The sequence below is a fragment of the Rhodothermales bacterium genome, from assembly GCA_034439735.1.
GTDB lineage: Bacteria > Bacteroidota > Rhodothermia > Rhodothermales > JAHQVL01 > JAWKNW01.
This window is the reverse complement of the sequence record JAWXAX010000082.1, coordinates 1-21451: the sequence shown is the minus strand read 5'-3', so window position 1 is coordinate 21451 and position 21451 is coordinate 1. Positions and strand designations below refer to the sequence as shown.

The 21451-nt window shown below is 64.0% G+C and carries 20 protein-coding genes; 13 read left to right on the top strand and 7 right to left on the bottom strand.

Annotated features, from left to right (window positions below):
• Positions 1 to 71 precede the first annotated feature (71 nt).
• Positions 72 to 869 (bottom strand): CPBP family intramembrane glutamic endopeptidase, encoded by a 798-nt coding sequence (locus tag SH809_06805; GenBank protein MDZ4699396.1) that lies wholly within the window; start codon positions 867 to 869, stop codon positions 72 to 74.
• Positions 870 to 1009: 140 nt separating this feature from the next.
• Here SH809_06805 and SH809_06800 point away from each other — a divergent pair, with 140 nt between their 5' ends.
• From SH809_06800 to mgtE, 11 genes are all read left to right on the top strand, one after another.
• Entirely contained in the window at positions 1010 to 2956 is a 1947-nt protein-coding gene (locus tag SH809_06800) for a glycoside hydrolase family 3 N-terminal domain-containing protein (GenBank protein ID MDZ4699395.1), read from the top strand.
• 43 nt (positions 2957 to 2999) lie between these two features.
• Positions 3000 to 3767: an alpha/beta fold hydrolase gene (locus SH809_06795; protein MDZ4699394.1), complete on the top strand. Its 768-nt coding sequence runs from the start codon at positions 3000 to 3002 to the stop codon at positions 3765 to 3767.
• A gap of 63 nt (positions 3768 to 3830) precedes the next feature.
• Positions 3831 to 7562, top strand: coding sequence for a methionine synthase (metH, locus tag SH809_06790; GenBank protein MDZ4699393.1), 3732 nt, complete (start codon positions 3831 to 3833; stop codon positions 7560 to 7562).
• 17 nt (positions 7563 to 7579) lie between these two features.
• On the top strand, positions 7580 to 8557 hold the full coding sequence (locus SH809_06785) for a DUF2157 domain-containing protein (GenBank protein ID MDZ4699392.1): 978 nt from the start codon (positions 7580 to 7582) through the stop codon (positions 8555 to 8557).
• Positions 8554 to 9600 (top strand): DUF4401 domain-containing protein, encoded by a 1047-nt coding sequence (locus SH809_06780; protein ID MDZ4699391.1) that lies wholly within the window; start codon positions 8554 to 8556, stop codon positions 9598 to 9600. Before SH809_06785 ends, SH809_06780 begins: the two co-directional genes overlap by 4 nt.
• Positions 9597 to 10112: a GDYXXLXY domain-containing protein gene (locus tag SH809_06775; GenBank protein MDZ4699390.1), complete on the top strand. Its 516-nt coding sequence runs from the start codon at positions 9597 to 9599 to the stop codon at positions 10110 to 10112. The genes SH809_06780 and SH809_06775 overlap by 4 nt, the downstream gene beginning before the upstream one ends.
• A gap of 48 nt (positions 10113 to 10160) precedes the next feature.
• A complete protein-coding gene (locus SH809_06770; protein ID MDZ4699389.1) occupies positions 10161 to 10763 on the top strand; it encodes a biotin transporter BioY in 603 nt (200 codons plus the stop codon).
• A gap of 37 nt (positions 10764 to 10800) precedes the next feature.
• Positions 10801 to 11994, top strand: a complete 1194-nt coding sequence (locus SH809_06765) for a tetratricopeptide repeat protein (protein ID MDZ4699388.1) — start codon at positions 10801 to 10803, stop codon at positions 11992 to 11994.
• Between the two features lie 9 nt (positions 11995 to 12003).
• A complete protein-coding gene (locus tag SH809_06760; protein ID MDZ4699387.1) occupies positions 12004 to 13101 on the top strand; it encodes a hypothetical protein in 1098 nt (365 codons plus the stop codon).
• Between the two features lie 3 nt (positions 13102 to 13104).
• The gene (rsmA, locus tag SH809_06755; protein MDZ4699386.1) at positions 13105 to 13893 is read left to right on the top strand and encodes a 16S rRNA (adenine(1518)-N(6)/adenine(1519)-N(6))-dimethyltransferase RsmA; all 789 of its coding nucleotides are present in this window, start codon (positions 13105 to 13107) and stop codon (positions 13891 to 13893) included.
• A 13-nt stretch (positions 13894 to 13906) separates the two neighbouring features.
• Positions 13907 to 15322 (top strand): magnesium transporter, encoded by a 1416-nt coding sequence (mgtE, locus tag SH809_06750; protein ID MDZ4699385.1) that lies wholly within the window; start codon positions 13907 to 13909, stop codon positions 15320 to 15322.
• Positions 15323 to 15422: 100 nt separating this feature from the next.
• On the opposite strand, the gene SH809_06745 is transcribed toward mgtE, so the two are convergent.
• The 6 genes from SH809_06745 to murB all read right to left on the bottom strand — a co-directional run bounded on the left by SH809_06745 (position 15423) and on the right by murB (position 19056).
• Positions 15423 to 15767, bottom strand: coding sequence for a DUF1499 domain-containing protein (locus SH809_06745; GenBank protein ID MDZ4699384.1), 345 nt, complete (start codon positions 15765 to 15767; stop codon positions 15423 to 15425).
• Positions 15768 to 15853: 86 nt separating this feature from the next.
• The gene (locus tag SH809_06740) at positions 15854 to 16234 is read right to left on the bottom strand and encodes a cytochrome c maturation protein CcmE (protein ID MDZ4699383.1); all 381 of its coding nucleotides are present in this window, start codon (positions 16232 to 16234) and stop codon (positions 15854 to 15856) included.
• A 54-nt stretch (positions 16235 to 16288) separates the two neighbouring features.
• On the bottom strand, positions 16289 to 16558 hold the full coding sequence (locus SH809_06735; GenBank protein MDZ4699382.1) for a CcmD family protein: 270 nt from the start codon (positions 16556 to 16558) through the stop codon (positions 16289 to 16291).
• 45 nt (positions 16559 to 16603) lie between these two features.
• Positions 16604 to 17314, bottom strand: coding sequence for a cytochrome c biogenesis protein CcsA (gene ccsA, locus SH809_06730; GenBank protein ID MDZ4699381.1), 711 nt, complete (start codon positions 17312 to 17314; stop codon positions 16604 to 16606).
• Between the two features lie 132 nt (positions 17315 to 17446).
• On the bottom strand, positions 17447 to 18118 hold the full coding sequence (locus SH809_06725; GenBank protein MDZ4699380.1) for a heme exporter protein CcmB: 672 nt from the start codon (positions 18116 to 18118) through the stop codon (positions 17447 to 17449).
• On the bottom strand, positions 18118 to 19056 hold the full coding sequence (gene murB, locus SH809_06720) for a UDP-N-acetylmuramate dehydrogenase (GenBank protein MDZ4699379.1): 939 nt from the start codon (positions 19054 to 19056) through the stop codon (positions 18118 to 18120). The genes SH809_06725 and murB overlap by 1 nt, the downstream gene beginning before the upstream one ends.
• A 263-nt stretch (positions 19057 to 19319) precedes the next feature.
• On the opposite strand from murB, the gene SH809_06715 reads away from it, so the two are divergent.
• Together SH809_06715 and pabB are read left to right on the top strand one after the other, a co-directional pair.
• A complete protein-coding gene (locus tag SH809_06715; GenBank protein ID MDZ4699378.1) occupies positions 19320 to 20153 on the top strand; it encodes a prohibitin family protein in 834 nt (277 codons plus the stop codon).
• A 35-nt stretch (positions 20154 to 20188) separates the two neighbouring features.
• The gene (pabB, locus tag SH809_06710) at positions 20189 to 21334 is read left to right on the top strand and encodes an aminodeoxychorismate synthase component I (GenBank protein MDZ4699377.1); all 1146 of its coding nucleotides are present in this window, start codon (positions 20189 to 20191) and stop codon (positions 21332 to 21334) included.
• Positions 21335 to 21451 lie beyond the last annotated feature (117 nt).

The window sequence follows — 21451 nt, the reverse complement described above, 5'->3', positions numbered from 1 at the left end:
CTGCGGAAGATTTCTATTTGGACTCTCGCTCCTGTCAACTCCCCCCTTACGGAGGGGGGGCAGGGGGGGTGTCAACCTCCGCTTAGCCAGGCGGTTAGGAGGTCGCGTAGTGAGGCGAGTCCGATTCCATCGACCTCCGTCCGGATCCGGAGGCTGCACCAGAAGTCCAGGATGAACATTTGTACCGCGTGGATGGGGACGGCGATCCAGAAGGAACGGCAGCGCCAGACGAGCGCGCCGAGGGCGATGCCGCCGAGGATGGACAGGTAGGCCTCGGCGGTCGGTTTATCGGCGTGGAGGGCGGCGAAGGGGAGGGCCTGGACGAGGATGGCGTAGAGGCCGAAGGTGTGCCGGGTGCCGAAGAGGAGGAAGCCGCGCCAGAGGTACTCCCACCCGAACCAGTAAAACAGGAACAGCGCCTCGTAGATGAAGAACTGGCCCCAGTGGCGGCCGGCCGGCTGGTAGTGGGGGTAGTGGGACTGGAAGTCCGGGTTGTCCGACAGCACCCAGGTGCCCACGACAACAAACGGCAGGTAGAGGAGCGCGAGGGTAGAGGCCAGCTTCCAATCTCCGAGGCCCAGGCCCATGTCGGCCGGCGAGCGCTTGAAGAGGAGTCGGAGGCAGAGGATGGGGATGACGAAACCGGTGAGGCCCTGCATCCCGAACCACCAGCCCCAGCCGGCGAGCTGATCCCACTCGTCCGGGAAAAGATGGGGTGCGATGTCCTGCCGGAAAAGGGTGCGGCTTCCGAAGACAAATTGCGTGATCATGAGCACCGCCGCCGCGACACACACAAACACCGTCTGGCGGTCCATGCCGCGGACGGCGGCGAGCATCTCCTTTCCTTCGTTTCGTAGCCGATCTAGCATCGTTTTGTGTTATGGGTGGGCGGAAGTCAGCCGAAATATAGGGTGACGCGCTATGTGCCGAAAATACCGTGAGATACGCGTCAAAAAATCTGAAACCGCCGGCTCTTATACGCAGTACTTTTTCGCGTGCGATCGTTACATTGCATCGCAGGTCTCGCAACCCCCATTTCTCGGATACTCGGATCGAACGGACGCGCCATATCGCTCGATGGGATGGCTTCCAACTCGGGAGCCTCTTCCTGGTCATCACCCTCATCGCCCTCTGGGTGCTCGTTGCGCCGCGGACGCACACGCCGGCGCCGGCGCGCCAGATAGCCGAGGCCTCCGTGGCTACCGATCCCTTCCAGCTCGCCCTCGACAGCCTGTTTTCCGACTACGACCCCGAGGTGCTGGCACTGCTCCGACCGGACACGACCGGCGCGGCCCGCTGGGTCGATTCGATGATGGCCTCGTTGACGCTCGAGCAGAAGATCGGCCAGCTGTTTATCGTCAACCTGCCCGCCCGCACCCGCGCCGACGCGGGGATGGAGGCGGTGACCCGGTATGCGGTCGGCGGTTTTCTGGTCTCTCGCACCATGGAGCCACGGGAGTTGTTCGAGGAGACGCGCCGGCTTCAGGCGCGCTCCGCCGTGCCCCTCTTTTTTGCAGCCGATTACGAGCGGGGCGTCGGGCAGCACGACAATAACCTCACCGAGTGGCCCTCGAACATGGGGCTCGGCGCGACGCGCGACCTCGTGTTTGCCGCCGCCGCCGGCCGGCTGACGGCCGTAGAGAGCCGGGCCGTGGGAGTCAACATGATCCTGGCGCCGGTGGTGGATGTGAATAACAATCCGCTCAATCCGATCATCAACATCCGCTCGTACGGTGAGGACCCGACGCTGGTCGGCGAGATGGCCGCCGCGTTTGTCCGCGAGGCCCAGGCCCACGGCGTGATGACGACGCTGAAGCACTTCCCCGGGCACGGCAATACCTCGGTCGACACCCACAGCCGGATGGGCACGATCCCCGGCGATCGCCGCGCGCTGGAGGCCATCGAACTGTTTCCGTACCGGTATGTGCTGAACAAACACGTCCGCCCCGCGGCTGTGATGAGCGCACATCTCTGGATCCCGGCGCTGGATGCCGAGCCGATTCCGGCGACGTTTAGCCGGAACGCGCTGCACGGGTTGCTGCGCGATACGATGCAATTCGACGGCCTGGTGATCACCGACGACGTCGCGATGGGTGCGCTCCAGAACGAGTATACCCTGCCGGAGCGCATCACCTTCCCGTTGCGCGCCGGCGCCGACATGGTACTCACGCCGACGGGGTTGGACGCATCCGTCCGCGCTGTGCGAGACGCCGTACGCAAGGGGGATCTCACCGAAAGCCACATCGACGGGTCGGTGCGGCGAATCCTCCTGGCCAAGGCGCGCGCCGGCGTACACACGGAAGCTGGCCCTAACAGGGCGCTGTTCGAATACATCATGGCCCTCCCGCGTGGCGAGCCCTTGGCGCAACGAGCGGCCGACCAGGCCGTCACGCTGCTCAAAAACGACGACGCCCTCCCGTTTACGCGGGAGACGAGGGTGCTGCTCGTCCAGCTCACAAACAGCGACAACTCGCCGAGCATCGGGGCCGCGATGGATCTGCTGGCCGACCAGCTTGGGGCTCATGCGCAGGTCGTGGAGCACCGCTACGGACGGACGTTGTCCGGCTCGGACAAGCGCCGGCTCGACGCGGACGCGGCTTCGGCGGACGCCATCGTGGTGTCCCTCTACCTCCGGCTCGTCGCCGGCCGTGGAGACCCCGGGCTGTTCCCCGAGCAGCAAGAACTCGTGCAGGGGCTGATCGCGCGGCCCAATTATTCGGCTGTCGTCACGCTGGGCAATCCGTATGCAATCACCCCCTTCACCGACGCCGACGCGCTGGTGATCGCCTACGAACAGACGCTCGCGAGCGTGCGCAGCATCGCCGGCATCATGACCGGCCAGCAGGCCCCGAACGGCCGGCTGCCCATCACCGTGGGAGCGTATGCCTATGGCGCCGGCCTGGAGCTGGTCCCCGTGCTTCCTCTGACCGTTCGATCGAACCAGGCCGGGGATTGACGCGTTAACGCATCTGACGCTTCCACGGCAAACGGAACAACGCGTGACGCTTTTCCATCAATCCTACGGCGAGGGGTATCCCTTGCTCATCCTCCACGGTCTCCTCGGGGCGAGCGGCAACTGGCATACCCTCAGTCGGAACGTCTTCTCGCATAGTTTTGCCGTCCACGCGCTCGACCTCCGCAACCACGGCCGGTCCCCGCATAGCCCTTCGATGTCCTATGCGGAGATGGCCGGCGATGTGCTCGAATTCATGGACGCCGAGGGCATGGAGACCGCGCACATGATGGGACATTCGATGGGGGGAAAGGTGGCGATGACGTTTGCGCTTACCTATCCCGACCGCCTCGGCCGGCTCGTCGTGGCCGACGTCGCGCCGCGTGCCTATCCGCCGCATCACACGTCTATCCTCAACGCCTTGCGCCGGCTCGACCTTAACGCCTTCGACTCCCGGGCCGCCGTCGACGACGCCCTGGCCCACGACATCACGTCGAAACCCATCCGCCAATTCCTGCTCAAGAACCTGTCCGCCGAACCCGATGGGTCGTTTACCTGGAAGATGAACCTGGATGCGATCGATGCGAACTACGATGCCCTGAGCCAGGCCGTCGAACCCACCGGGATCTTTAGCGGAGATGCGCTATTCATACGCGGCGGCGACTCGAATTATGTGACCGACGAGGACGTACCGTCCATCCACCGGCTCTTTCCGTCCGCCCAGATCAGCACTATATCCGGGGCCAGCCACTGGCTGCATGCTGAAGCGCCGGATGTCTTCGGCGCGGCCGTGATGGTGTTCCTGGGGCGGTAGGGGGGTTCAAGGTGTACGGGTTTAAGGTTTACTGCTGCGTGTATCCTGGGTGCGCTTCGCGAGATGAACGACACGTTTCATAGACTCCATCACCTCCTGGCCTCCCGCATCCTCGTGCTCGACGGGGCGATGGGGACGATGATCCAGTCCTTCGGACTGCATGAAGCCGATTACCGCGGCCGGCGCTTCGCCGATCATCCGTCGCCACTGAAGGGCAACAACGATCTGCTGGTGATCACCCGGCCGGATATCGTCCGATCGATTCACGATCAATTTCTGGAGGCCGGCGCGGATCTCATCGAGACCAATACCTTCAACGCCCTGTCGGTCGTCCAGTCCGACTACGGCCTGCAGGCCCACGCCTACGAGATCAACCTCGCCGCCGCACGCCTGGCCCGCGAAGCCGCCGACGCCTTCACGGCCCGCACGCCCGACAAGCCGCGCTTCGTCGCCGGCGCGCTCGGGCCGGCGAATAAAACCCTGTCGATCTCGCCGGACGTCAACGACCCCGGCTTCCGCGCCATCACTTTCGACGCTCTCGCCGATGCCTACCGCGAGCAGGTGGCCGGCCTGGTTGACGGCGGGGTCGATGTGTTGCTCGTGGAGACCGTCTTCGACACGATGAACTGCAAGGCCGCGCTCGTGGCCATCCAGCAGTATGCGAAGGATAGCGGCATCTCCCTGCCTGTGATGATTTCGGGGACGATCGTCGACCAGAGCGGCCGGACGCTCTCCGGCCAGACGCCCGAGGCGTTCTGGCTCTCGATCTCCCACATGCCCGGTCTGCTCAGCGTCGGCCTCAACTGCGCCCTGGGCTCGGCCCAGATGCGGCCGTACATCGAGTCTCTGGCGAGGGTCGCGACGGTGCCGACCAGCCTCTATCCGAACGCCGGCCTGCCGAACGCCTTCGGGGGGTACGACGAGTCGGCCGACTTCATGGCCGCGCAGATCGAGGCGTACGCGGCGGAGGGCTTCGTGAACATCGTCGGCGGGTGTTGCGGCACCACGCCGGCGCACATCCGGCGGATGGCGGAGGTCGTGCGGACCCTGCCTCCTCGAGTGCCGCCTATCGTGCCGCCGCGACTCCGGCTGAGCGGCCTCGAACCGCTCGAGTTTCGGCCCGAGACCAACTTCGTCAACATCGGCGAGCGCACGAACGTCACGGGGTCGCGGCGCTTTGCACGACTGATCAAGGACGGCCAGTACGACGAGGCGTTGACCGTGGCGCGGCAGCAGGTGGAAAGCGGCGCGCAACTGATCGACGTAAACATGGACGAGGGGATGTTGGATAGCGAGGCCGCGATGGTCCACTTCCTCCATCTCATCGCCACCGAGCCGGACATCGCGCGGGTGCCGATTGTGCTGGATTCGTCGAAGTGGAGCGTGCTCCAGGCCGGCCTGAAATGCATCCAGGGAAAGGGGATCGTCAATTCGATCAGCATGAAGGAAGGGGAGGCCGCCTTCCTGGAGCAGGCGCGCACCGCACGGATGTACGGCGCGGCCGTCATCGTCATGGCGTTCGACGAACAGGGTCAGGCGGACACCTTCGAGCGCCGCATCGCTGTCTGCCAACGCGCGTACGACTTACTCACCCGCGCCGTGGGCATCCCCCCCGAAGACATCATCTTCGATCCCAATATCTTCGCCATTGCCACCGGCATCGACGCCCACAACCGGTACGCGATCGATTTTATCGAGACCGTCCGGTGGATCAAACGGCACCTGCCGTACGCCCATATCTCGGGTGGCGTGAGCAACATCTCGTTTTCGTTTCGCGGCCAGGACGTCGTGCGCGAGGCCATGCACGCGGCGTTTTTGTACCACGCCATCCAGGCCGGCATGGACATGGGCATCGTCAACGCCGGGCAGCTGGCCATTTATGAGGAGATCGAGCCTGCGCTGCTGGAACGCGTCGAGGACGTGTTGTTCGATCGCCGGCCCGACGCCACCGAACGCCTCGTCGCCTTCGCCGACGCCATGGCGGAGCGTCCCGAGCAGGTGGCCAGCGAGGCCGCCTGGCGGCAGTCCAGCGTCGATGAGCGCCTGAAACACGCCCTGGTGAAGGGGATTGTCGACTTCATCGACGCTGACATCGAGGAGGCCCGTATGGCCTACCCGTCCCCACTGGATGTGATCGAGGGGCCGTTGATGGCCGGGATGAACGTCGTCGGCGACCTCTTCGGGGCCGGCAAGATGTTTTTGCCGCAGGTAGTGAAGAGCGCCCGGGTGATGAAAAAGGCCGTGGCCTATCTGGTGCCGTTTATCGAGGCCGCCAACGCTGGCCGGCCGGCGGAGCGGAAGACGAAAGTCCTGATGGCCACGGTGAAGGGGGATGTACACGATATCGGGAAAAACATCGTCGGCGTGGTGCTCGCGTGTAACAACTACGATGTCGTCGACCTCGGCGTGATGGTGCCGGCGGATATCATCCTGGACCGCGCCGTGAGTGAGCAGGCCGATGTGATCGGCCTGAGCGGGCTCATCACCCCCTCGCTTGACGAGATGGTGCACGTGGCCGGCGAGATGGAGCGCCGGGGGATGACCGTGCCGTTGCTGATTGGTGGCGCCACGACTTCCCGCATCCACACCGCCGTCAAAATCGCCCCGAAATACAGCGGCGCGGTGGTCCATGTGCTGGATGCCTCGCGGAGTGTCGGCGTCGTGACGCACCTCCTGTCGAGCGACCATCGCCAGGGGTTCATGGCGGCCATTCAGGACGAATACGAGGCCGTACGTGAGGCGCATCATCACCGGACTTCGACGGCGGAGTATCTGCCGCTCGAGGCCGCGCGGGCCAATGCGCCGGCGATCGACTGGACGGCGGCGCCCATCACGGCGCCCCATCGCCCCGGTATCACCGTGTTGCGCGATATCGACCTCGCGACGCTGCGCCCGTACATCGACTGGGCGCCCTTTTTCTCGGCCTGGGAGATGAAAGGCAAGTACCCTCAATTGCTCGACGACCCTGAGATCGGCGTTGAGGCCCGCCGGCTGTTTGACGATGCGCAGCAGCTGCTCGACGAACTCGTCCGCGATGGCAAGCTGGCCGCGCACGCCGTCCTCGCCCTGTTTCCGGCGGCCGGCGTGGGCGACGACATCGACCTGTTCGCCGACGAACGCCGCGACACCCCCATGGCTCGCCTCCATACGCTGCGGCAGCAATCCCGCAAGACCTCCGGCCGGCCCAACCGGGCGCTGGCCGACTACATCGCGCCGGCCGCTTCCGGTCGTCAGGACTACCTGGGCCTCTTCGCCGTCACCGCCGGCGATGGCGTCGAGGCGCTCGCGGCCGCGTACGATCGGGTCCACGACGTCTACAACAGCATCATGGTGAAGGCCCTGGCGGATCGGCTCGTCGAGGCCGCGGCCGAGTGGCTCCACCGGGAGGTTCGCACGGCCTATTGGGGCTATACGCCCGAAGAAACGCTGTCGAGCAGCGAACTCATCCGCGAGGCCTATCGGGGCATCCGCCCGGCGCCGGGATATCCGGCGTGCCCGGATCATACCGAGAAGCGAATCCTCTGGGACGTGCTCGACGCCCGGCGTCACACGGGGATCGCGCTGACCGAAAGCCTGGCGATGACGCCGGCGGCTTCGATCTGCGGGATGTATTTTGCCCATCCGGACGCCGCATATTTTAATGTTGGTCAGATCGCGCGCGACCAGGTGATCGATTACGCCGATCGCAAGGGCATGCCCCTCGGGGAGGTCGAGCGCTGGCTGGCTCCTCGCCTTGCCTACGAACCCGATGCGCAGGAGGCCCTCGCCACCGTGTCCCCGAGGCCGTCCAACTAACGTCTCTCCCTCCTGCCATGCCCCGCTCCACCGAACACCCTACTTCCCATGCGCTCCGCCGGCTCGCCCAGGAAGGAGCGATGGATGCAGGCTCCCTTGAACGCGCGCTCGGCCTCATCGGCGCCGTGCCCGACGGTGCGGCCCGGCGTCAGACCATCGAACGCGTGTTGCTTGGGCTCGGGGTAGCGCTCGTCTTGGCCGGCATCGTCGCCTTTTTTGCGTTTAACTGGGACGGCCTCGCGCCCCGCTACAAATTCGCGCTCCTCGAGGCCGGCATCGTGGCGAGTGGCGTGGTGGCGTGGCGCTGGTGGGGGCGTCCGGCAGGCCATGCCGGGTCCATGGCCGCGAGCGTGCTGGTCGGCGTTTTGTTGGCCGTGATCGGGCAGGTGTACCCGAGCGGAGCCCCGTGGCATCAGCTATTCGGATGGTGGCTGCTGCTGGTGCTGGGCTGGGCCGTGTCGACCCGTTTTGCCGGGAATGCCCTGCTGGCGCTCACACTCGTCAATGCGACGTGGATCGCCTTCTGCGCCGATGTTCTGTTCGACCAGCAACACACGCTCGTGGTGACCGGAACCGTTGTCATCAACGCCGTGGCGCTGGCGATGTTGGAATGGAGCAAGGAGCGTGGCGCCACCTGGTTGGCGCCGGCCTGGGCGACTCGCCTCGTCGGCCTTGCTGTGCTGCTGGGTGGGGTGATAAGCGCCATCGATATCATTTTTGATGGATTCGGGGCCGGTTGGACGGCCGGGCTCGCGCCGGCCGCATTCCTGGTCTCGTCGCTGGGCATGGGCTGGTTTTATCGATTCAGACGACAGGAGCTGATGATGATGGCCGCCGTGTTTCTCGCCTGGATCGCCGTGGGCGCGGCGGCCATCGTTCGAGTGACGGATGCGGCGTTCTGGGGATTTCTGCTGGCCGGCGTGGCTGTGTTAGGCAGTTCCGCCCTGGCGGCCGCCTGGTTGCGCCGGCAGCCGCTTCGAGGGCCGCGGCCATGAGCAAGCCCCCGATGACCTGGGCGGATCTCACCCTGGCGCTGGCCGCGGAGGGTTACCTCGACGCCGCCGGCGTCGAGCGCGTCGGGATCGTATCCGACGAAGGTGGCGACGAAAGCCCCTGGTATGTGACGGCACTCGTGACCGTGAGCGCGTGGATCGGCGCGCTGTTGCTGCTCATGTTTTTGATCGCCGCGGAGTGGGTGCACGAAGGGCCGGAGTACATCGTCGCCGGCGTGGTCTTCATGGCGATTTCCGTGGCCCTGGGTCATCTCACCCGCCATCCCTTTCTTCAGCAGATCGGCATCGCCCTGGGCGTGGCCGGCCCCGCGAGCCTGGGTTTTGGCGTGTATTCCGTGTGGGAGTCGCACGAGATGGCCTGGGCTTCCGTTGCGGCCTCGGCCCTGATCCTTTTTTTCGCACAGCCGAACCGCATCCATCGCTTCCTGACGGTGGGCGTGGGCGTGTTCGGGGTGGCGGCGCTCATCGCCGTCTCTTCGTGGCAGGAAGGGGCGCACCTGCTGGTGCTGGCGCAGATGCTCGGAGCCATGTATCTGCTCGAGCAGGAATCGCATCTGGACAGCCGGCGTCTTACGCGGTTCACCCGGCCGCTCGCGCTGGGGTTGATGCTGGCCTTGCCGACGTTGCTTTTTATCGCACAGGCCGCCGATGTGTATCCGGAGCTGCATTCGATGTGGATCTCATCGGCCGGCCTCTCCGCCGCGCTCTTGTATGTCGTCTGGCGCCTGGCGCCGCGGCCGGTGCTGGCGTTTGTGCCGGTGTTTCTCTTTTTCGCGTTCGATCAGCCCGGCCTCATCGCCTCGCTGGCGCTTACGTTGTTGGCGTATGCGCGGGGGCAGCGGGTCGTGGCCGCCCTACTGTTGGCCGCGTTAATAGCCCAGGCCGGTTATCTATTGTATGATCTGGACGTGAGCCTGCTGCATCGGTCGATGATACTGGCCGGCACGGGCCTGGTGCTGCTGGCCATGCGCGCCATTCTGCGACTCACCGCTTCCGCTCCCCCCGAGGAGGAGGTCGCCCTATGAAACGTACACGTCCGAAGCGCTGGCAGCAGTGGACATTCGCGCTCGCGACCTTCGTCGCGCTGGGCATTCCCAACCTGCTCATCTTCCGCAGCGAGCAGCTGCTGCGCCACGGCGAACCTCTGTTGCTGGCATTGGACGCCGACGAGCACCGGGCCCTGATTCAGGGGCAATCGCTCCGCCTGTATTACCCGCTGCTGGGCGATCTCGCCGTCGCCGACTCGTCCCTTCCGCGCACGGGCCGGCTTGCCGTGAAACTCGACAGCAACCGAGTGGGTACGGAAGTGCGGTACCTCGGCGCCGGCGATGAACTTTCGCCCGACGAGCGTATCTTGCGGTATCGAACGTGTGCCGAGCGCCTATGTAGTGGCGCGGCGTACTTCTTTTTCGAGGAGGGGCAGGCCGACTATTTCCGGGAGGCGCGATACGCCGAGCTGCGTATCGGGCCCAGGGGGCAGGTGGCGGTGACTGGCGTTCGAGACGCCGACCGTAACCCGATGCCCGGCCCGCCCTGATTCAAACCCTGAATCGTTCATCGCCGAACCCCAATCGATCGTTTACCCATGTCCATGCACGCTATCCTCCAGGTTCATTCTTCCCGGCCGGCCGTAGTCGATACTCTCCGCCATGAACAGGCGTCGGCGCTTGTCCAGCTGGCCGGCATCGTCGGGTTCGCGCTGCTCACGGTGCTTGGCGCCCAGGCGCGGATATACATCTGGGAAGTGCCCTTCACCCTGCAATCGCTCGCCATCTACGGGAGCGGCCTCTATCTGGGGTGGCGGGGCGGCCTGCTGTCGCAAGTGGTGTACCTGGGCCTCGGGATGGCCTTCCCGGTATACGCCGGCGAGGGCTACGGTATGGCCTACCTGGCGACGGCCGTATCCGCCGGCTTCCTGATCGGCGCGCCATTCGCCGCGGCGGTGGTCGGCCGCGCCTCGCGCCGGTGGAATTCCCTCACCGGCAGCACCCTCGCCATGATGCTCGGTTCGCTGACGCTGTTCACGTTCGGGGTGACCTGGCTTCATTTCGCCGCCGGCCACGCCACCTGGAGCGAATCCATCGTGAAGGGTTGGCTGGCGTTTCTGCCGGTCGATCTCGCCAAGATCCTCCTGGTCAGCCTCGTCTACACCGGCACGCGGCGATTCTGGCCCGGCGGCGCGCGCTGATCGCGCCGGCCGTCCGCGCCGCTACCCGTCGTTCGTCATGCGATTTATCCGACACGCCGCGCTAGCGGTCTTTCTGGCCACGCTACTCGCCGGGCTGTGTGTGCCTTCCGGGTACGCGCAATCCCGCGCTGGCTCCATCTCTGGCTCCATCCTGGACGACCCCCGCGTCCGCGCCCTGGGGCGGGAAGGGCTCGATCATCTATACAACATGGAGACGGACGAAGCCAACGCGGCCTTCGCCCGTATCGAGGCGCTGTATCCGGATCACCCCGTCGGCCCCTTTTTGCGGGGGCTGAACGTGTGGTGGGATATCATGGTCGACTTCAGCACTACCGTTCACGACGACGCCTTTTTTAAGGAGATGGACGTTGTCCTTGATCGCTCCAACCGGATGCTGAAACGGAACCGGGACGACTTCGACGCGATCTTCTTCAAGGGCGCCGCGCACGGGTTCAGCGGCCGGCTCCGCTCCAACCGCGGGCAGTGGATGAAGGCGGCGCTCGACGGGAAAAACGCGATGGATTATGTGATGGCGATCGCCGAAAAAGACCCGTCCCAGGCGGATTATGTGTTCGGGAAGGGGATCTACGACTATTTCTCCGTCATCATTCCCCGCCAGTACCCCGCCGTCCGCCCCTTTACGGTGTTTATGCCAAAAGGAAATGTTGAGCGCGGGATCGCGCAGCTGACGCGGACGATGAACGAAGGCCACTTCATCCGCACCGAGGCGGCGTATTTCCTGCTTCAGATCTACTACGCGTACGAGGAGGACTACGCCAAAAGCCTCGAACACGTGCAGTGGCTGCGCGCCGAGCATCCGCAAAATTCGCTTTTCCACGCGTTCGAGGGAAGGGTGTACATCCGCTGGGGGCGGTGGCGCCAGGCCGCGGCCATTTTTGAGGAGGTCATCCAGAAATACGACGCTCGCCAGAACGGCTACAACGACGCCATCGCCGAGCAGGCCTTTTACTACCTCGGTCGTAGCCAGATGGCGAGCCGCGACTACGAAGCCGCCCGCGCTTCGCTCGAGCGCCTCGAGCGCATCCTGGATCGCGACGCCACCCCGTCCGGCTTCAAGGTGCTTGGTTACCTCCGCCTCGGCATGGTCCACGACGCGTTGCAGAACCGGAGCCGGGCTGAGGCATACTACCGGCAGGTCCTGAAGCTCGAGGACTGGTCCGGCGCTCACGATCGTGCCGAGGGCTATCTCAAAAACCCCTATCGAGGGTGACGGATTAAGATGGAAATTCGCTACACCGCCTGGGACGATACCGTCCATGGGGAGTCGCCACCGCCGTTCGACCGGCTGATGGATATCTTCCAGCAGTTGCTGCAGCATACGGCCGGCGACGCCCGCGAAGCCCTCAACTGGCTGACCCAGCTCGACCGCAAGTACGGCCTCACCGATCCCTCGATGGGGATCGGGGATTTTATCGAGGAGCTCAAAAAACGCGGTTTCCTGGAAGACGACGAGCAGGGGGTCGCCAGAATCACGCCCCGCATGGAACGATCCATCCGGTCGCGCTCCCTTGAGGAGGTCTTCAAACAGCTCCGCAAAGGGGGCCGTGGCGAGCACAAGACCCCCCACATCGGACGGGGCGATGAGCGGATGCCCGAGACCCGCAACTGGCAGTTCGGCGACGACATCAGCCTCATCGACGTCGGCGGCACGCTCTCCAATACGTTTAAGCGGTGCGGCGCCGGCGAGTGGGACCTGTCCGAGGACGACTTTCAGGTCTACGAAACGGACTTCCAGGCGAGCATGGCGACGGTCCTCATGATCGACCTCTCGCACTCCATGATCCTCTACGGGGAGGACCGGATCACGCCGGCCCGCAAGACGGCCATGGCGCTCTCCGAACTCATCCTCACCCGCTTTCCGAAGGACACGCTCGACATCGTCGCGTTCGGCAATGATGCCTGGGAGGTGTCGATCAAGGACCTGCCGTACCTCAACGTGGGTCCGTTTTACACCAACACCCGGTCGGGCCTCCAGCGCGCGCGGGACATCCTGCGCCGGCGGAAAAACCGCAACAAGCAGATCTTCATGATCACCGACGGCAAGCCCAGCTGTCATATCGAGTACGGGAAGATGTACCGTAACGCTTTCGGGCTGGACCGGCGCATCGTCAATAAAGTGCTCGACGAAGCGGTCGTGTGCCGGCGCGAAGGCATCACCATCACCACCTTCATGATCGCGCGCGACCCCTACCTCCAGAACTTCGTCCGCGAACTCACCACGGCCAACCAGGGCCGGGCGTATTACGCGAGCCTGGACAATCTGGGCGAGTTTCTCTTCGAGGACTTCATTCGCAATCGACGTAAACGCGTACGGTGACGGATGACCGGTATCCAACCCAGAAAACGCCTCGGCCAGCATTTTTTACACGACCGGAATATCCAGCTCAAGATCGTCGACGCCCTGCGCGCCGGCCCGGAAGCACATGTCGCCGAGATCGGGCCGGGCACGGGCGCGTTGACGACGCACCTCGCCCCCCGTTTCCCGCGACTCACAGCGATCGAGGTGGACGAACGGGCCGTGACGCACCTCCAGGAGGCCCTTCCGGGCGTCGATGTGCGTCTGATGGACGTGCTCGATGCCGACTGGCCGGCGCTCGCCGGCGAAAAGGGCGCACCCATCCATGTCGTCGGCAACCTGCCCTACAACATCACCAGCCCGATCGTCTTTGCGTTGCTCGACCACGACACGCTCATGGCCGAGGCCGTGCTGATGATGCAGCGTGAGGTGGCCGAGCGGATGGTCGCCGGGCCGGGGAGTAAGACGTACGGCATCCTCAGCGTGTCGGTCCAGCTCCAGGCCCGGGCCGAACTGCTGTTTAATGTGTCCCGGAATGTCTTCTTCCCGAAACCTGACGTAGAGAGCTCCGTTGTTCGGTTGACCTTCCGGCGTCACGAAGCGCTTGCGCCGGGAGACGATGTAGCCTTTCTACGCTCGGTGGTCCGTACCGGCTTTAATCAACGCCGGAAGACCCTGCGCAACAGCCTGCGCGCCCTGACGGCGGCGCGCGGCATCGAACTTCCGGAGCCGCTCGCCGGCCTCCGGCCCGAAACCCTGTCGCCGGCCGACTTCGTCGCCCTCGCGCGGCTTCTTGCCCCAGACACGCTCTGAACGTTCCACTGGTATGGCGAATTCCGTGACGGAGGATAACCGAGACCGCAAAAGCGGGTCGCTGGAGGTAGACGACCAGCTGGTGGACGACATCTCCGCGCTCCTCCAGTCGGACGAGCGCGGCATGCTGATGAACCTGATCGCGGATCTTCATCCGGCGGATCTCGCGGATCTCATCAGCCATCTGTCGCTCGAAGACGCCCAGCTGCTTTTCGACAGGCTGCCAACGGACGTGGGGGGCGATGTACTGACCGAGCTGGATAGCACCCTGCGCGCGGCGCTCCTCGAGGAATCCCGGCCGGATCGCATCTCCGAGATGCTCGATACCCTCGACACCGACGACGCGACGGACATCCTGGGCGACCTGTCCGACGAGATGGCCGAGGAGGTGTTGGACGGATTGGAGGATGCCGAACACGTCCGCGAGCTGCTGTCGTACGACGAGGAGTCCGCCGGCGGCATCATGCAGCGCGAATACGTGCCGGCGCTGCGGTCATTGACCGTCGCCGAGGTGACCGAGGAAGTGCGCCGCCTCGCCGAGACCATCGAGCCGATTTACGCCGTCTACGTCATCGACGAGGCCGGCGTACTGCTGGGGGTGGTGTCGCTGAAGCAGCTGCTGCTTTCGCCCGCGACGGCGCGTATCGATTCGCTCATGCGGACCGACTTCGAGGCCGTGACGACAGAAGTCGACCAGGAAGAAGTGGCCCGCATCATGGAGCGGTACGACCTCGTCGTGCTGCCCGTCGTCGACGCCGCCGGCCGGCTGATAGGGCGTATCACGATCGACGACGTGGTGGACGTCATCCGCGAGGAGGCCGAGGAGGACCTCCAGCTGATGAGCGGCGTTTCCGGGGGCGAAGCGGCGTCGGACTCCGTGTTTCGCATCCTGCGTGGCCGGCTACCCTGGTTGATGATCGGGCTCGTCGGCGCCGGCCTGTCGGGCCTCGTGATCGGCAGCTTCGAAGATGCACTCAAGGCGGCTGTCGTACTGGCTTCGTTTCTGCCGATCATGATGGCGACGGCGGGGAATGTCGGCATCCAGTCGTCGTCCATCGTGGTGCAAGGCCTCGCCTCGGGCGACGTGTGGTCAAGCGATGTCGTCCGCCGGATGGGTAAAGAGACCGCCGTCGCGCTGGTGAATGGTCTGTCTCTCGCAAGTGTGCTTGCGCTGTCGATCATTGTCCTGCCGATCCTTATCCCGAGCGCCTCCGTGCTCATCGTGCACCCGGTGCACCTGGCTATCACCGCCGGCCTGTCGCTCATGGCGATTGTGCTCCTTGCTACCGTTATTGGAACCGTCGTGCCGATCCTACTGCACCGCGTAGGCATCGACCCTGCGCTGGCCACCGGTCCGTTCATCACCACGCTCAACGATATCCTGGGGCTGACGGTGTATTTCCTGATCGCGACGTTTGTTTATCTATGAACGAGGGTTTGCACGGACTTTAAGGAGACACGAGGTATCGTGTCTATAGGGAGACACGAGGTATCGTGTCTCTACGGGGTTGAAATTGGCGACATGGGTTTTACTTCTCCGTGCCGTGGATCCGCTCCTCTACGTCGTTCATGTACCGCCGTACGCGCCTGGCGTTTACGCCTAGGTCGTTGCGGCCTACCCGACTGGCGCTGCGGATGTGGAGAACACTTCCGTCGCCGGCTGCTTCGATGGCCACGTGTACATCATCCAGAAATGGCCCGATGCGGTACACCGCATGGAGGATTGGGCCATTCAGCGTCACCTCACGCGGATGGAGTGCTTGCAGCGCCTCGCGGGCCAGGGGCAGCAAGGCGTCCGACGCGACCGGGAAAGGATGCGCCTCGAGCACACAGTTCGGCGTGGTGGGGCAGGGGGGCAACAGGGGAGTGTTCACGATGGGCGTAGGTACAATAAAAAAGCCGGCCAGCGCGAATAGCGCTGCCGGCTGTAGAAAAAAGAGGGTACAGGATGAGATGATTCTCACGTACCCATCACATTGGTATCGTTGTACTTCGAGGGGCACTTGACGAGGATGTGTTCCGCCATGAGGACATCGCCCTCCACTCGGCCTTCGATCACCAGCTTCTCGGCATCCTCGAAGTTGGCCGGCTTGGGGTTAGGGTAGTGGACCTGCAGCAGCTGCCCGCTCTCATCCCGCATGTGGAACGAGAACACGTTCGTGTCCTTGTTGTAGCTGAAGGGCAGATCCGACGCCCACTGGCCGACGATGTGCGCGTTCGAGCCGCTCGCCTGCGCTTCCTGGAAATTCATGTAGCCGCCCACCGAGCTGCCGAAGTTCATGAATAACACGGCGACGAATACAACGCCGGCACCTAGCGCGATGAAGTTCTTGATTTTCATGACGGTATGCGAGATGGGGTAGATTCTAAACGATGAACATAGAATGCCCGCCAATCAGCTTCGTTCCTCCAGCGCCCGCTCCAGGCGAGCGAGTTTTCGATCCGTGCGGAACAGGTACAGCGCCAGGCCGGCCCAGATGATGAGGACCACCGCCAGGACGACAAACAGCTTATCCTCCGCCAGCATGTACTGCTCCGATCCCAACGGCCCCTGCTCGGGGATCTGGGCGGTCGCCCACGTGCTGTCGTAGGCCGTGTGGATGGCGCCGTCGCCCGTCTGGCCGGCTTCCTGAGGCGTTTCCTGTAGTATCGGATGAATCGTCATGGTCCACTCTGTCTGATGGTAACTCGGAGCACGGATTCCCGGCGCTTATCCATGCTCCTCGCGCTGGGCGATCCGCTCTTCCACTACCCCCGCTCGCACGCGTTGCGTGTAGATCACCCAGAACAGCCCGATAAACCCGATCACGGCCGGATAAAACACAAGGCGCATGATCGGATGGGTGATGTCGCTAAACGCCGGATTTCCCTCGGCCCCGGGATGCAGGCTGTCCAGCTGACGCGGGACGACATACAGGAGGAAGGGGAGGGTGGAGGAGGCAAAGAGATTGTAAACCGCCGCGATCCGGGCGCGTTTTTCCGGGTCGTCCACCGACGAACGGAGGACGAAATAGGCTCCGTAGATGAGCACCCCGATGGCGGCGAGCGACTGTTTGGGATCGAAATTCCACCAGATCGGCGTGCCGACATACCACGTGTACCGCGCCCATACGCTGCCGGTGATCAGGCCCATCAAACCAAACAACACCCCGAGGCGCGAGGCCTCTACAGCCCGGATGTCGTGGATGAGGTCGTTGTGTTTGAGGACCTTATACGACTGATACCCCGACACGAACGAGGCGGCGAGCATCGTGAACCACATCGGGACGTGGAAATACAGGTTGCGCGCCGTGTGTTCGAGGATGTTGATCCGGGGGATATCCAGCAAAAAGCCTCCGAGGATGACCAGCGTCATCCAGACGACGACCCCGTACAGCGCGACGCGGTACCGGGGAAGGTTGACGTTCGGGGTGAAGTGCATCGCCGGCTCAGCTGAAAATCATGTGCCTGATAGAGTACGCAATTTGCTCCCCATCCGTCTACGTTCAATCACAAATTACACGCCTTCTTTACATGGATGAAGCGATTCTCACGTTTCGGGCCGTGGCCCTCGTCAATCGTTCCAGACATACTCGAACAGCAGCACCGACATCGTGATCGTCACGCCGGCGAAGCCGACGATCACCTTCAGGTCGTCCTGCGCGGCCAGCATCCCCGCGCCGCCGGCCATCGCGCTCTGCGTGGCGTGCACCACAGACAGCAAGAGCGGCACGAGCAGCGGGAAGAGCAGCACCGGCAGCAGCGCGCCCTGGTTGGACGACCGCGCGATCAGTGCGGCGAGCAAGGTCGTGGCGCTCGCGAGGCTGATCGCCCCGAGCACGACGGTCGAGATAAAGAGCAACGGCCGCTCCACCTCGATCCCCAGCAGAAAAATGTAGGCGATAAATGCGAGGCTGTTCACGACCAGGATGAGCAGGATGTTGAACAGGAGCTTGCCGGCGTAGACCATGTCCGGCCGCGTGTTCAGCTGCAGCAGCAACACCGTCCCGCGCTCCTCCTCGCCGATAAACGACCGCCCAAGGCCCACACTCGCCGAAAACATGATCACCACCCAGATCATGGCGGACTGGACACGCGGGCTGATCTCTTCCTGGCCGATCGCGTAGACCACCATCACCAGGGTGGAGATGACGAACATGAGCAGCATGTTCAGGGCGTAACGGCTCCGGAACTCCAGCCGGAGATCCTTCATGAGCACGGCCCATATGCCGGAGATCCAGAGCATTAAAAGGCCCCTACGAATCTGATTTCGGGTTCGAGGCGGTAGCCGGTCCGTTCCTCGACAGTCGCCTGTACGTGCGCGATCAGTCGGCGAACGTCGGCCGCGGTGCCGCCACCCCGGTTGATCATGATATTGGCGTGCCGGTGCGTAATCTCGATCCCGCCGAAACGCGCCCCTTTCAGGCCGCACTCGTCGATCAGCCGGCCGGCGCCGATGCCTTCGATTTTCTGGAAGATCGAGCCGGCGCTGGGCTCCGTATCGAGCGGAGGATGACGCTCGCGGCGCCACTCCAGGTTCGCCGCCATCACGGCGTGCATCTGCGACGGATCGGCTGCCTCGAGCTGAAAGGTGGCCGCGAGCACGACATCCTCCCGGTCCTGCAGGATCGAATAATCGTACCCATACTGAAAATAGCCGACATCGACGTGTTTTCGCTCGCCCTCCTCCGTAAATAGCTCGGCGCCGTGAAGCACTTCCTCGATAAACATCGTCCGCGCACGCTCCGGCGGCGGGGACAGGAAGTGCAGGTTCTGCCACAACGCGCCCCCCACGGTTGAGGGGATGCCTACATAATGCTCCAATCCCGACAACCCGTGGCCCACGGCGTATTCGATGAGGGTCGGATAGATGACGGCCCCGCTCTCGGCGGTGACGCGGGCGTTGGCCTCGTCGAGGGTGATACGGCGTGCTTCGTTGTGGATCACCAGTCCCCGGAATCCGGCGTCGGCAACGAGGATGTTCGCGCCCATACCCAGGAGGAAGAAGGGGACCTCGTGCTTTCTGGCCGCGCGGACGGCCTCGGCCAGCTCGTCAGCCGACCGGACCGCCAGGAAGTAGTCCGCCGGGCCTCCGATTCGGAAGGTCGTGTAGGGCGCGAGAGCCACGTGGGTCTGAAGATGCCCGCCGAAGACGTCCCTCAGGCTGGCGGTTGTGGCATCCATATGGTAGGTGTCGATTAGATCGTCAATCCCGTAGTGCCGCAGCAAAGACGCAACACGTTGCGCCTTTACGACTTACGGGCCTACAGCCGGTCATCCAGACGCAGCCCGTCGTGTTGTCGAGAATTCTGAGGGTCGCGCGTCGTATCTGGCGCTCGAACTTTTGAAGCCGCGGTTGGTTCACAGAAACGTGTCGCCCGGTCGCGTTGAAGGTGTCAGATCGTGGCCGGCGGCCGTAAATTTCACGGTAATCCCGCTCAAGATATATGGCCAGTAACTACCCCAACCTCACCCAGGCGGCCGCGCGGCTGATTCTTGGCGCATCCATCTTTTTGATTCTTTTGCTGGTGGCCGGCGGATGCCTGGCGACGAGTATCGACTCGGGTTACGCCGGCGTACGCTACAGCCGGATCAGTGGTACGGATCTGGGGGCAACGGTGCCCGAAGGCCTCGTCATCCATGCCCCCTGGGTGGACATCATCCGGTACGACGGGCGCGTGCAGGAGCAAATCGAGGAAATCACGGCCCTGTCCTCGAACGGTCTCCAGATCGGTATGGACGCCTCGATCCGCTGGCGGCCCGATGCGGAGAGACTCCCACAGTTGCACCAGGATTATGGCACCGACTACTATCGCAAGCTCGTCCAGCCCGAGTTGCGCAGCGCCGTCCGGGAGGTCGTCGGGCAGTTCACACCCGAGGAGCTGTACTCCTCCCGCCGGCAAGAATTACAGGATCAGATCATCGAGCGCGTCCGCCGCGGCGTCGAAGCTCAGTACGTTCAGATCGACGCCGTGCTCATCCGTAACGTCCTCCTTCCCGAGCAGATCCAGCGGGCCATAGAGCGGAAATTGACGGAAGAGCAGGAGGTCGAGCGCTACTTCTTCACCCTCCAAAAGGATAGCCTGGAAGCCCAGCGCAAAAAGATCGAGGCGGAAGGCCAGGCGGAATACCAGCGGATCATCACGTCGAGCCTCTCGCCGGCGTTCCTCCAATTCAAGGGGATCGAGGCCACCCAGCAGCTGGCGCTGTCTCCGAACTCGAAAACGGTCATCGTAGGCGGCGGCCAGGGCGGCCTTCCCGTCATCCTCGGCAATCAATAAGGCCGGAATCGAACGTGCCAGCCCGGGCGTTTCGCATGCACGATCGCCACGCGCCGGGTTCACAGTTCCGTGAACCCGGCGCGGTCTTGCTCGATACAGCCAAACAGGGTCCGGGCGAAGGGGCTCTCCTCTTCGCCCACCCCTTGCGCGAGCTCGAAGCGCGAGCGGGTGCGGACGTTATACCCGTTCTCGAAGCCGCGAACCAGGCCGTCGAGGCCGGCTACCATGTCGCCGGATTCGTGAGTTACGAAGCCGGCGCGGCCTGCGTCGGCCTACCCACGGCTCGGATCGGCCCCGAGCCGCTCGTGTGGCTCGGCGTCTACACCCGCCCGATGGCCCTCGAACTGCCGGAGGCGGAGTCCGCCGTACCCATCGGCGAGCGCCGGCTGGCTATCGACCGAGACGCCTACGAGGTGGCGATCCGCCGGATCAAGGAGCATATCCGAGAGGGTGATGTCTACCAGGTGAACCTGACGACGTCGCTCACATTCGACTACGACGGCGACCCGTTCGCCGTCTACCGGCAGCTCCGCACCCGGCAACGGGTGGCCTATGGCGCCTTCATCCCACGGCCCAACGGAGCGATCCTCAGCTTTTCTCCAGAGCTGTTTTTTAGCATCGATGGGCGCGAAATCATCGCCCGACCCATGAAGGGTACAGCCCGACGCGGCGGCACGGCCGCGGATGACGCGCGCCTGGGCGAGTGGCTCCTGGCCGACGCAAAAAACCGTGCGGAAAACCTGATGATCGTGGACCTGCTCCGGAACGACCTTTCGCGAATCTGTGAGGTGGGCTCCGTCCAGGTGCCGGCCCTGTTCTCCCTCGAAACCTACGAGACGCTCTACCAGATGACCTCGACCGTCACCGGCCGGCTTCTGCCAAACGTAACGCTACCGGCGCTCTTTCGGGCCCTCTTCCCCTGCGGCTCGATCACCGGAGCCCCCAAGATTAGCGCCATGCAACGTATCGATGCCATCGAACCCGAACCCCGCGGCGTCTACTGCGGCGCCATCGGGTACGTCTCGCCGGGCGGCAAGGCGGCGTTTAACGTCGCCATCCGGACCCTCGAACTCCGTGACGGACACGGGCGTATGGGCATCGGGAGCGGGATCGTATGGGACTCCGACCCCCGGGCCGAATACGAGGAATGCCTCCTGAAAGGGGCGTTTCTGGGAGGATGAGATGATGGGGATGGCAGATGAATCGTTCGAGCTGATCGAGACCATGCGGTGGGCCGGCGGCGTTCGTCTCCTGGGCTACCACCTGGATCGCCTGACGCGCTCCGCCGGCGTGCTGAG

What these genes read in the sequence shown, in the direction of transcription:
- SH809_06805 (MDZ4699396.1), bottom strand. Translation starts at nt 869, where the DNA reads ATGCTAGATCGGCTACGAAACGAAGGAAAGGAGATGCTCGCCGCCGTC.
- metH (MDZ4699393.1), top strand. Translation starts at nt 3,831, where the DNA reads ATGAACGACACGTTTCATAGACTCCATCACCTCCTGGCCTCCCGCATC.
- SH809_06785 (MDZ4699392.1), top strand. Translation starts at nt 7,580, where the DNA reads ATGCCCCGCTCCACCGAACACCCTACTTCCCATGCGCTCCGCCGGCTC.
- SH809_06780 (MDZ4699391.1), top strand. Translation starts at nt 8,554, where the DNA reads ATGAGCAAGCCCCCGATGACCTGGGCGGATCTCACCCTGGCGCTGGCC.
- SH809_06775 (MDZ4699390.1), top strand. Translation starts at nt 9,597, where the DNA reads ATGAAACGTACACGTCCGAAGCGCTGGCAGCAGTGGACATTCGCGCTC.
- SH809_06770 (MDZ4699389.1), top strand. Translation starts at nt 10,161, where the DNA reads ATGTCCATGCACGCTATCCTCCAGGTTCATTCTTCCCGGCCGGCCGTA.
- SH809_06765 (MDZ4699388.1), top strand. Translation starts at nt 10,801, where the DNA reads ATGCGATTTATCCGACACGCCGCGCTAGCGGTCTTTCTGGCCACGCTA.
- SH809_06760 (MDZ4699387.1), top strand. Translation starts at nt 12,004, where the DNA reads ATGGAAATTCGCTACACCGCCTGGGACGATACCGTCCATGGGGAGTCG.
- rsmA (MDZ4699386.1), top strand. Translation starts at nt 13,105, where the DNA reads ATGACCGGTATCCAACCCAGAAAACGCCTCGGCCAGCATTTTTTACAC.
- mgtE (MDZ4699385.1), top strand. Translation starts at nt 13,907, where the DNA reads ATGGCGAATTCCGTGACGGAGGATAACCGAGACCGCAAAAGCGGGTCG.
- SH809_06740 (MDZ4699383.1), bottom strand. Translation starts at nt 16,234, where the DNA reads ATGAAAATCAAGAACTTCATCGCGCTAGGTGCCGGCGTTGTATTCGTC.
- SH809_06735 (MDZ4699382.1), bottom strand. Translation starts at nt 16,558, where the DNA reads ATGACGATTCATCCGATACTACAGGAAACGCCTCAGGAAGCCGGCCAG.
- ccsA (MDZ4699381.1), bottom strand. Translation starts at nt 17,314, where the DNA reads ATGCACTTCACCCCGAACGTCAACCTTCCCCGGTACCGCGTCGCGCTG.
- SH809_06725 (MDZ4699380.1), bottom strand. Translation starts at nt 18,118, where the DNA reads ATGCTCTGGATCTCCGGCATATGGGCCGTGCTCATGAAGGATCTCCGG.
- murB (MDZ4699379.1), bottom strand. Translation starts at nt 19,056, where the DNA reads ATGGATGCCACAACCGCCAGCCTGAGGGACGTCTTCGGCGGGCATCTT.
- SH809_06715 (MDZ4699378.1), top strand. Translation starts at nt 19,320, where the DNA reads ATGGCCAGTAACTACCCCAACCTCACCCAGGCGGCCGCGCGGCTGATT.
- pabB (MDZ4699377.1), top strand. Translation starts at nt 20,189, where the DNA reads ATGCACGATCGCCACGCGCCGGGTTCACAGTTCCGTGAACCCGGCGCG.